The organism is Rhizobium sp. CNPSo 3670, from assembly GCF_057784555.1.
Map to the genome: position 1 here is coordinate 49,716 of NZ_JBXSOL010000029.1, position 9,282 is coordinate 58,997.

General features: G+C 58.1%; 10 protein-coding genes. 9 read left to right on the top strand and 1 reads right to left on the bottom strand.

All coding sequences use genetic code 11. The annotated features are described in order from the left end of the window. Positions 1-11: 11 nt before the first annotated feature. The gene (locus tag AC13QO_RS24380; protein WP_125846413.1) at positions 12-488 is read right to left on the bottom strand and encodes an Lrp/AsnC family transcriptional regulator; all 477 of its coding nucleotides are present in this window, start codon (positions 486-488) and stop codon (positions 12-14) included. 172 nt (positions 489-660) lie between these two features. On the opposite strand from AC13QO_RS24380, the gene AC13QO_RS24385 reads away from it, so the two are divergent. The 9 genes from AC13QO_RS24385 to AC13QO_RS24425 all read left to right on the top strand — a co-directional run bounded on the left by AC13QO_RS24385 (position 661) and on the right by AC13QO_RS24425 (position 9,030). Further along, complete coding sequence (locus tag AC13QO_RS24385) at positions 661-2,061, top strand: aspartate aminotransferase family protein (RefSeq protein ID WP_285194944.1); 1,401 nt, start codon at positions 661-663, stop codon at positions 2,059-2,061. Between the two features lie 29 nt (positions 2,062-2,090). Further along, positions 2,091-2,867, top strand: coding sequence for an amino acid ABC transporter ATP-binding protein (locus tag AC13QO_RS24390; protein ID WP_488542110.1), 777 nt, complete (start codon positions 2,091-2,093; stop codon positions 2,865-2,867). Between the two features lie 33 nt (positions 2,868-2,900). After that, positions 2,901-3,719 (top strand): transporter substrate-binding domain-containing protein, encoded by an 819-nt coding sequence (locus AC13QO_RS24395; protein ID WP_285194942.1) that lies wholly within the window; start codon positions 2,901-2,903, stop codon positions 3,717-3,719. A gap of 60 nt (positions 3,720-3,779) precedes the next feature. Next, entirely contained in the window at positions 3,780-4,493 is a 714-nt protein-coding gene (locus AC13QO_RS24400) for an ABC transporter permease subunit (RefSeq protein WP_488542111.1), read from the top strand. A gap of 1 nt (position 4,494) precedes the next feature. Then, positions 4,495-5,175 carry an ABC transporter permease gene (locus AC13QO_RS24405; RefSeq protein WP_285194940.1) on the top strand — a complete coding sequence of 227 codons (681 nt, stop codon included), beginning with the start codon at positions 4,495-4,497 and terminating at the stop codon, positions 5,173-5,175. 23 nt (positions 5,176-5,198) lie between these two features. Continuing rightward, a complete protein-coding gene (locus AC13QO_RS24410; protein WP_092754245.1) occupies positions 5,199-5,552 on the top strand; it encodes a cupin domain-containing protein in 354 nt (117 codons plus the stop codon). A 42-nt stretch (positions 5,553-5,594) separates the two neighbouring features. Further along, a complete protein-coding gene (locus tag AC13QO_RS24415; protein ID WP_488542112.1) occupies positions 5,595-6,914 on the top strand; it encodes an NAD(P)/FAD-dependent oxidoreductase in 1,320 nt (439 codons plus the stop codon). Positions 6,915-7,051: 137 nt separating this feature from the next. Continuing rightward, positions 7,052-8,035, top strand: coding sequence for a hydroxyectoine utilization dehydratase EutB (eutB, locus tag AC13QO_RS24420; protein WP_488542113.1), 984 nt, complete (start codon positions 7,052-7,054; stop codon positions 8,033-8,035). Then, a complete protein-coding gene (locus tag AC13QO_RS24425) occupies positions 8,035-9,030 on the top strand; it encodes a cyclodeaminase (protein WP_488542114.1) in 996 nt (331 codons plus the stop codon). Before eutB ends, AC13QO_RS24425 begins: the two co-directional genes overlap by 1 nt. Positions 9,031-9,282 lie beyond the last annotated feature (252 nt).

Below are 9,282 nucleotides of genomic sequence, written 5' to 3' on the forward strand. Positions count from 1 at the left end.
CGGCGGAAACCTCAGGAGAAGTGATCAAAGTCGATCGGAACTGAAAAGCCTGTCTTGACCCGGTCCATGACCACCATTGTCTTGAACCCCTTGATGTCGGGATTTTCATAGAAGAACTTGCGGGTGAAAACCTCATAGTCCTCCATGCTCTCGGCAGTGACAATCAGGACGAAATCCGCATCTCCTGTTACATAGTAGCCGTTCATCACTTCTGGCGTCTGCCGAATCGATTGCTTGAACCGGTCGACGATGTCGGCTCTTTCGCGCTCCAGCGTGACCAGTACCAGCATTGCGATTGGCCGGCCGACAGATTTGGGTTTCACAACCGCAACCTCCGCCTCAATCACTCCGGCCTCACGCAGCCGCTTCAGGCGGCGCTGCACCGCAGTGGCCGAAAGACCAACCATCGCGCCGAGCTCCTCGCTGCTGTGCCTGTTATGAACCTGCACGATACTGAGAAGACGCGCATCTAGGCGATCGAGCTGCATGGGAAACTCCGCAGGATTTCCTCGTTTCATACCCATAAAAAGCAGGAATCCCTCGCCAAGGCAACACTTACGCCGGAATTCATCGTCTCAATACTTCTACGCTTCACGGACAAGACAGAGGCGGCAGAAACGTTCAACCCGACGATGACCTCGCTGCATGAGGAATTGAGAAATGACCAACATTGTTGAAATAGCTGACATGGACCGCAGGACCGTTCTGCATCCGTTCACATACCTTAAGAATTACGCCGCTGGAGAGACCGATCCTACCATCGTCGAGACTGGAAAAGGCGTTCGTATCCGCGACGCATCCGGCCGGGAATACCTGGACGGGTTTGCGGGCCTCTATTGCGTGAATGTCGGCTACGGTCGCACCGAAGTCGCCGAAGCGATCGCCCGGCAGGCCTACAAGCTCGCCTATTACCATTCCTACGCCGCCCACACGACCGAGGAACTCGCGCGACTTTCGGACCGACTGGTGCGGATGGCGCCAGGCAACATGTCCAAGGTCTTCTACGGACTGTCCGGTTCGGACGCGAACGAGACGCAGGCGAAGATCGTCTGGTATTACAACAATCTTCGCGGGAAAGCGCAAAAGAAGAAGATCATCTCGCGTGAGCGTGGCTATCATGGATGTTCCGTGGTTTCCGGTTCCATGACAGGCTTGAGCTTTTACCACGATCATATGGACCTACCGGTTTCGGGGATTCTGCGTACCGGCGTCCCGCATTTCTATCGCGGTGCGATGCCTGGCGAGACCGAAGAAGCCTTTTCACAGCGTCGCGCTGATGAACTGGAAGGGCTCATTCTCGCCGAAGGACAGGACACTGTCGGCGCCTTGATAGCGGAGCCGGTCCTTGGAACGGGAGGCATTACACCGCCGCCGGCAGGATACTGGCCGAAAATCCAAGCTGTGCTGAAGAAGTACGACGTGCTGCTGATTGCCGACGAGGTGGTGTGCGGGTTTGGCCGCACCGGTGCAATGTTCGGTTCGGATCTATACGGTATGGATCCCGATCTGATCACCGTCGCCAAGGGCTTGACATCAGCCTATGTGCCGCTGTCGGCGGCCATCGTTTCGCAGAAAGTCTACGAGGTGATGGAGCAGGCGACGCCGCGTGTGGGCTCCTTCTCACACGGTTACACCTATTCCGGTCATCCGATCGGCGCCGCGGCGGCGAACGCAGTGCTTGATATCGTCGAGCGCGAAAATCTTGCCGGACAGTCCGCGACGAAAGGCGCTTATCTTTTGCAACGGTTGAAAGCAGAGTTCGAGCAGAACCCGATCGTCGGGGAAGTTCGTGGTGTCGGCATGCTTGCCGCCATCGAGTTCGTTTCCGATCGCGGTAGCCGGGCTTCGTTCGATCCAGGCCTGAAGGTCGGCGCGCGCATCTCCCAAGCCGCCCGAAATCGCAACCTCATTGCGCGCGCAATGCCGCATGGAGACATTCTGGGCTTTGCACCGCCGCTTGTGATGACGGAAGCGGAAATCGACGAAATGGTTGCGATCGCAAGGGCTGCCGTTGACGAGGTGCTGCGGGAGCTGGACTCCCAAGGACTGGTGGCGGGATAACGGATGGGCAATCGTCTGAGGCTTTGCCAATGAACGCAATTCTAAAGGTTCACGAACTCACAAAGACGTTTGGATCGACGAAGGTGCTGGATGGTATCAGCTTCGACATGAGAGAAGGTGAGGTCATTTCTCTGATCGGGTCGTCCGGATGTGGAAAAAGCACCGCACTTCGCTGTATCAATTTTCTGGAGACGCCGACATCAGGTCGGATCGAGTGCATCGGTCAGTCCGTCTCAGTCGTCAATGACGAGCGCGGCCGAAGGCAGATCGTCAACGGTCGCGATATCAGGAACCTTCGCAGACAGATCGGCATGGTGTTCCAGAACTTCAATCTCTGGCCTCATCTGAGCGTCCTGTCCAACGTGACCGAGGCACTCGTTTGGGTGCTGAAACTCGGGAAGAAAGACGCCGAAGAGGTTGCGCTCTCGGCCTTGTCGAAAGTCGGCATGGCGAGTTTCCGTGACCGCTACCCGCAACAGCTGTCGGGCGGGCAGCAACAACGCGTCGCAATCGCGCGTGTTCTGGCAATGAAGCCAAAACTCATGCTGTGCGATGAGCCGACATCCGCACTGGACCCCGAGCTCGTGGGTGAAGTGCTAAAAGTCATAAGGGCGCTGGCGGAAGCGGGGGCTACGATCCTCCTCGTCACGCATGAAATGCGGTTCGCACGCGATGTGTCGAACCGGATGATATTCCTGCAAAACGGCCGCCTTGAGCAGGATGACGAGCCGAAGGAACTGTTTCGAAATCCCGCAACGGAAGGGGTGAAGCGGTTTCTTTCTACAGTAATGGCGGCCAACGCCTGAAAAGCGCAACGAAAACCAAAAGGGGTAACAATCATGATCAACAGCAATCTCATCAAGTCAGCATTCGCAACCAGCCTTCTCGTCTGCGCACTGGCGACGGGCGCGTCGGCAAAGGACGGCGTTCTGCGCATCGGGACGGAGGGCGATGCGCCGAAGTTCAGCATGGCCGATCCGAGCGGCAAGGTAACCGGGTTCGACGCCGATATCGCCAACGGCATCTGCGCCGAGCTGAAACTGAAGTGTGAATTCGTCGTGCAGACATTCAGCTCGCTGGTGCCATCCATGGATAAGGATCGCTTTGACGTCATCATTTCCGGCCTTGGTATCACCGCCGAACGTCAGAAGAAGATCGACTACTCCATCCCCTATGCGACAACACCCCTCTATTTCGCTGTCGCCAAGGACTCCCCGCTTGCAGGCCTCAAGAGCCTCGCCGAAATCGAAAAGGCCCTCCAGGGCAAGAGTGTCGGCGTCGTCACGGGGACGACCTACGCCAGGTTCATGGAGAAGCGGATGCACGGCGCCGATCTCAAGACATACGACGCCGTCACGCAGCTCACCGCCGATCTCGCGAGCGGCCGTATCGACGTCGCCTTCGCGGATTCGCCGACATGGATGGATTTTTTCGCAACGCCCGACGGAGCCAACTTCACCAGGATCGACCTGAAGATCATGGCGATGGATGACCCAGACGTTCTTGGCCATGGCATGGGAGTCGGCATGCGCAAGGGCAATGCCGAACTCAAGACCAAGGTCGATGCCGCCCTCTGCAAGATGATCAACGATGGCAAGGTCAGGGAAGCCTCGATGCATTGGTTCCAGGACGACTACACGATTCCCTGCAAGAAGTGATCGTTTCGAACATGAAGCCTGCCTTGGCACGGCCCAGGGCAGGTCACGGGGATTGTGTCCATGTTGGGTGACCTTTGGGTGTTGATGGTGGAGCAGAGTTGGGCGCTGGCTCTGCTGAAAGGAAGTGTCGTCACGATCGTGATCGGTTTGATCGGAATGGCACTCGGTTTTCTCGTTGCAACCCCCTTGGCCATCATGCGCTGGCGGAAGGTCGTGTTCGTCTCGCAACTTGTCGACGGGTACAGCATTCTTGTTCGTGGCGTTCCGGGCTTGCTGGTCATCTATCTCCTGTTTTTCGGGTCCATCGAGTGGGTGAAGGCGATTACGGCTGCGTTCGGCTACCAGGACTCGGCTGATGACGCATACCCCTACATCGTCGGGGTGATCGCGATTGCCGTCATCTCGTGCGCCTATTCGATCGAAGTCATCCGGGGTGCGCTTCAGGCGGTGCCGTACGGTCTGCTGGAAGCCGCTCAGTCGCTCGCCTTGCCGAGAGGTGTAACGTTTATGCGCATCACGTTCCCACTGGCACTGCGGCTGGCGCTTGGCGGGATCAACAACGTCTGGCAGATGACGATCAAGGATACTTCGCTCGTCTCGGTCGTCGGCTTACAGGAATTGATGAGGACGGCTGCCATCGGTGCAGGAATCACGCGATCTCCGTTGCTTTTCTACTGCATCGCTGCGGCGCTCTTCTTCTGCATGACCGCAGTCAGTCAAACCGCGTTTTTCAGCGCCGAACGTGCGCTCGACCGCGGCTTCCGAGGAAGATGACATGGATCTTGGAATAATTGCATATGCCGTTCCCTTCCTTGTCATAGGTGCCAAGACGACGTTGCTGATCGCCGTATTCGGCGTCGGTATGGGGCTTCCCTTTGGTGTCGCCGTCGGGCTCGCGCGCTGCTCGAGAAGCCGGGTGTTGCGCCGCGTATGCGACGCCTACTGCGCGATCTTCCGCGGCACGCCTATGCTGGTCCAGGTCTTCGTCATCTATTACGGCTTGGCCCAGGTGAGTTTTATTCGTCAGAACCCCATTTTATGGTGGATGATCGGAGATGGGCTGAACGCTGCAATCCTTGCCGTGGTGCTCAACACCGGTGCCTACACGGCGGAGATTTTCCGCACGGCTTTCCTCTCCCTGCCGAAAGGACTTATCGAAGCGGCAGAAGCCTGTGGCATGCACCCGTGGCACGTCTTCAGGAGGGTGAAGTTCCCGCTTGCCGTGCGGCAGGCGCTTCCCGCTTATAGCAGCGAGGCGGCGATCATCGTGAAGGAATCCAGCCTCGCGTCAACGATTACCGTTCTGGAAATCACCGGATATGCGAAGCGGCTCATGAGCGAGACTTTCGCGATCATGGACATCTTCATGGTCACCGCAGCGTTCTATCTCACCATCAACGTCGTCGTTCTGACGGGTTTGAAACTTCTCGAACGGCGCCTGTCGTTTGCCCGATAAACAGATCCAGGAAAGGTCTTCCAATGTCCAAACTCACTTTCGTCGACTACAACAATCTGCCTGAACCGCGTAAAGGCCAGCCCGCGCCTGAAAGGCTGGTCGAGGGAAATCCGCAGTTTCTCTCCTGGGACATCGCGCAGACTGCCGACGGCGTCGTTCGCTCCGGCGTCTGGGAAGCGACGCCCGGCGCCTACCGCTCGATCAAGGGCGAAACTTTCGAATTCTGTGTCATTCTGTCGGGTGTGTCCGAATTGATTGAGGATGGCTGTGAGCCGCGACGCATCGTTGCCGGCGACGCTTTCGCCATGCATCCGGGTTTCGTCGGAACCTGGAGAGTGATCGAAACGACGCGAAAGCTTTGGGTCTGCCGAGACTAAGCCATCATCACTTGAAGTCATCTTTCCGGAACTTAAGCTCCCATGACCGAGGCTCAACGACATCCGATCAAGTCGACACCTTACTGGTGGGAAGACAGCTCATTTCCTTCGCTGCGAGTACGGAACGTCGAGAAGACATGCGACGTGGCGATCGTTGGGGGAGGGTACACGGGTTTGTCGGCGGCCCTCGAACTTGCGCGAGCCGGCAAGCATGTCCAGCTGTTCGACCGTCAGACCCTAGGCCTCGCGGCATCGGGTCGCAATGGGGGCATGGCCAGCGGAAGCATCCGCCCGGGGCGCAAGGATCTGGTCAGGCGGTTCGGGCAGGAGAGGGCGCAAGCCATTCTCCTGGAAGGCAAGGCGGCGCGAGAGGATCTCTGGCGCTTCCTCAGAGACGAGAATATCGAATGTGATTTCTCGCTGTCCGGCGCTTTCAGCGGGGCCATGACGGGTGATGAAGCCGACGAACTCCGTCGTCAGGCAGACTTTCTGCATCAGAATCTCGGCATTGAGGCATTTCCGGTGGAAAGGGCCGATGTTCCGAAGTTCATCGGAACTGACCTTTATGTCGGAGGCCTTGTGCGCAAAGACATCGGTGGGCTGCAGCCGGCCAAGCTTCTTGCGGCCATGATCAATCTGGCAAGTTCATCGTCGGCGGTCATACATGAAAATACCGCAGTCCTCGGTTCGACTAGCGAGCCCGGAGGCGTGCGAATTCAAACGCAGCGCGGAGAGGTTTTCGCCAGAACGCTTCTTGTCTGCACTGATGGCTACACCGACGGTTTCGACCCGTGGCTCCGTCGCCGCCTTGTTCCTGTCCGCAGCAGGATAATCGCGACTGAGCCGCTCGACAGGGAGATGATGGATCGGCTGATGCCGCCACGCATGATGTATGGCGACCTGCGTAAGCTCAGCTACTATTACCGTCCGTCGCACGATGGATCGCGGATCTTGTTCGGCGGACGCGACGGGACGACTGAAGGAGACCCGGCCGCTCCGATTGCACATCTGCAAAGCGAACTTGCGCGGCTTTTTCCCGAACTCGCAGGAATGGGTCTTACGCACAGCTGGTTCGGCTATGTCGCCATGAACCGCGACATGATCCCGCGCATGTTCTCGCGCGAAAATACAGTCTATGCGACCGGCTATTGCGGCTCCGGTGTCGTGTGGGCCAGATGGCTTGGTAAGAAGGCTGCTTTCAAGATCCTCGGTGACGGGGAACAATCGCGCTCTGCGTTCGATTTCGATGCCGCTCCCAAGGCCGTGCCATTCTTCAACGGCAAACCCTGGTTCATTCCTATCGTTTACTCGATGTACGCGCGGCACGACAGGAAGATGCTCCTCAGACGCTTGAAGGGCTGAGGTTCAGATGCCTCACTCGTTTCTGCAAGTCCGCGGTTGCGCCAAGGTTCTTACCATCGGCTTGCAATCAAGCCCCTGCGCTGGCGCTACGCGCAGCCGACAAAAACTGGCAAAGGCCGGAGCCAAGGTGAACAGACATGATTAGTCTGGAAACGATCGAACTTGCGCGCGAGCGCATCAGCAAGCACATCCGCAACACGCCTATCGTCATGTCGGCGGCGCTGTCGGAACTGGCCGGGACGCAGGTCAGCCTGAAGCTGGAGCATCGCCAGTTGACCGGAAGCTTCAAGCTTCGTGGAGCAACCAACGCACTGTTGCAGCTCACCCAATCCGAGCGGGATCGAGGCGTTGTTGCGGCTTCCACAGGCAATCACGGACGTGCGCTGTCCTATGCCGCTGGCGCGATTGGCTCTCGAGCGACCATTTGCATGTCGCACCTCGTGCCGGAAAACAAGGTGTCCGAAATCCGCCGGCTCGGTGCTCGCGTACGGATCGTCGGGTCATCGCAGGATGAAGCGCAGGTTGAGGTTGATCGTCTCGTCGCGGAGGAGGGCCTCAGCATGATCCCCCCCTTTGATCACCCCTGGATCATCGCCGGCCAGGGCACCGTCGGACTTGAAATCGTCGAGGCGATGCCTGACGTGGCCGCGCTTCTTATTCCCCTGTCCGGCGGCGGTTTGGCAGCAGGTGTCGCGGCGGCTGTCAAGACGGTGCGACCGCATGCCAAGGTGATCGGTATAACTATGGAGAGGGGGGCGGCGATGAAGGCAAGCATCGACGCGGGGCATCCGGTCCAGGTCGAAGAGCATCGAAGTTTCGCAGACTCGCTTGGAGGCGGCATCGGATTGGCCAATGCCTGGACGTACCCGATGTGCAAAACCCTTCTCGACGACGTGGTGCTCGTCAGCGAGCGTGAGATAGCCGCAGGCATACGTCACACCTATGCGTGTGAGCGTGAGATAATCGAGGGGGCGGGGGCGGTCGGCATTGCTGCGCTGCTCTCAGGTAAACTGGCGCAGATTGAAGGCCCGATCGTTGCCATTCTTTCAGGCGGGAACATCGACATGGCATTGCACATGAAGGTGGCCAACGGCCTTGACACAATTGATGAGGGACGCTGATGGGGAAAATCAGGATATTGACCGAGTCAGAGCTTCGAACCATCGTTCCGCTCGACATGGATGCGGTGAATTGCGTTGAAAACGCCTTCCGCGCACTGGCCGTGGAAAACGCGGTTCAGATGCCGCCGATTTTGCGCCTCGACGTGCCCGACAGCAGGGGCGAAGTCGATGTGAAAACGGCTTATATTCATGGTTTGAGCAGCTTTGCCATCAAGGTCAGCCCTGGTTTCTTTGATAATCCGAAGATCGGGCTTCCGAGCACCAATGGTCTGATGGTCTTGCTGTCGAGCAAAACCGGCTTGGTGGAGGCTCTCTTGCTTGACAATGGCTACCTCACCGACGTTCGCACAGCGGCCGCCGGCGCTGTCGCGGCAAACCATCTGGCACGGAAGGACGCGTCGATCGCAACTGTCTTCGGAGCGGGCGTTCAGGCCAGGCTGCAACTCGAGGCCCTCATGCTGGTGAGACCTATTCGAGAGATCCGCGTTTGGTCGCGTGATTATCGGCGGGCGCAAGCGCTTGTTGAGCAGCTTGGAGACAGACAAAATCTTTCCATTTCCGCGGTTTTGGATCCGCGAAGCGCGATCGCCGGGTCACAGATCGTCGTCACGACGACACCCGCCGACCGACCGATTGTCGAGGCCTCGTGGCTCGAACCCGGACAGCACCTGACCGCCATGGGTTCGGACGCAGAACATAAGAACGAGATCGACCCCATCGCTATCAGAGCGGCAGATGTTTACGTGGCTGACAGCCTCAAACAAACGCGAAGACTGGGTGAATTGCGTCATGCCATCGACGCAGGTCTCGTCGCAAGTGACGCTGATTTTTCGGAACTAGGTCAGGTCGTTGCGGGTGCCAGACCCGGCCGTAGAAGTGACTCGGACATCACTATAGCCGATCTTACAGGGACCGGTGTTCAGGATACCGCTATTGCCACGCTGGCGTTTGCCCGCGCCGAAGAACGAAATGCCGGCACGTTCTTTGAAAGTTGATGCTGGTCGGCTCTTTGCCTCCCAGGCCTCAGCGGACCCGACCACGGATTCGGCGGTCTAGGTCTGCATTGGGGCCGTTCACGCTGCACTGAAGACTAGCTAGCTCACAATGTGCAGCGCCTCCGCCTCATACGCCACTCCTGCTATTGCCAAGAGTGCAGCCGAACGAGCAGGTCTGCTCATCGCCTTGAGAAAGTTTGGCACCGCCAAAGGCATAATCGAAGGTGCTGTCATGGGAGAGGTCTTTGGCCT

Excerpts from the sequence above, each read along its gene's own strand:
- AC13QO_RS24405 (WP_285194940.1), top strand. The coding sequence starts at position 4,495 with ATGGATCTTGGAATAATTGCATATGCCGTTCCCTTCCTTGTCATAGGT.
- AC13QO_RS24380 (WP_125846413.1), bottom strand. The coding sequence starts at position 488 with ATGCAGCTCGATCGCCTAGATGCGCGTCTTCTCAGTATCGTGCAGGTT.
- AC13QO_RS24410 (WP_092754245.1), top strand. The coding sequence starts at position 5,199 with ATGTCCAAACTCACTTTCGTCGACTACAACAATCTGCCTGAACCGCGT.
- AC13QO_RS24415 (WP_488542112.1), top strand. The coding sequence starts at position 5,595 with ATGACCGAGGCTCAACGACATCCGATCAAGTCGACACCTTACTGGTGG.
- AC13QO_RS24395 (WP_285194942.1), top strand. The coding sequence starts at position 2,901 with ATGATCAACAGCAATCTCATCAAGTCAGCATTCGCAACCAGCCTTCTC.
- AC13QO_RS24385 (WP_285194944.1), top strand. The coding sequence starts at position 661 with ATGACCAACATTGTTGAAATAGCTGACATGGACCGCAGGACCGTTCTG.
- AC13QO_RS24390 (WP_488542110.1), top strand. The coding sequence starts at position 2,091 with ATGAACGCAATTCTAAAGGTTCACGAACTCACAAAGACGTTTGGATCG.
- AC13QO_RS24425 (WP_488542114.1), top strand. The coding sequence starts at position 8,035 with ATGGGGAAAATCAGGATATTGACCGAGTCAGAGCTTCGAACCATCGTT.
- eutB (WP_488542113.1), top strand. The coding sequence starts at position 7,052 with ATGATTAGTCTGGAAACGATCGAACTTGCGCGCGAGCGCATCAGCAAG.
- AC13QO_RS24400 (WP_488542111.1), top strand. The coding sequence starts at position 3,780 with ATGTTGGGTGACCTTTGGGTGTTGATGGTGGAGCAGAGTTGGGCGCTG.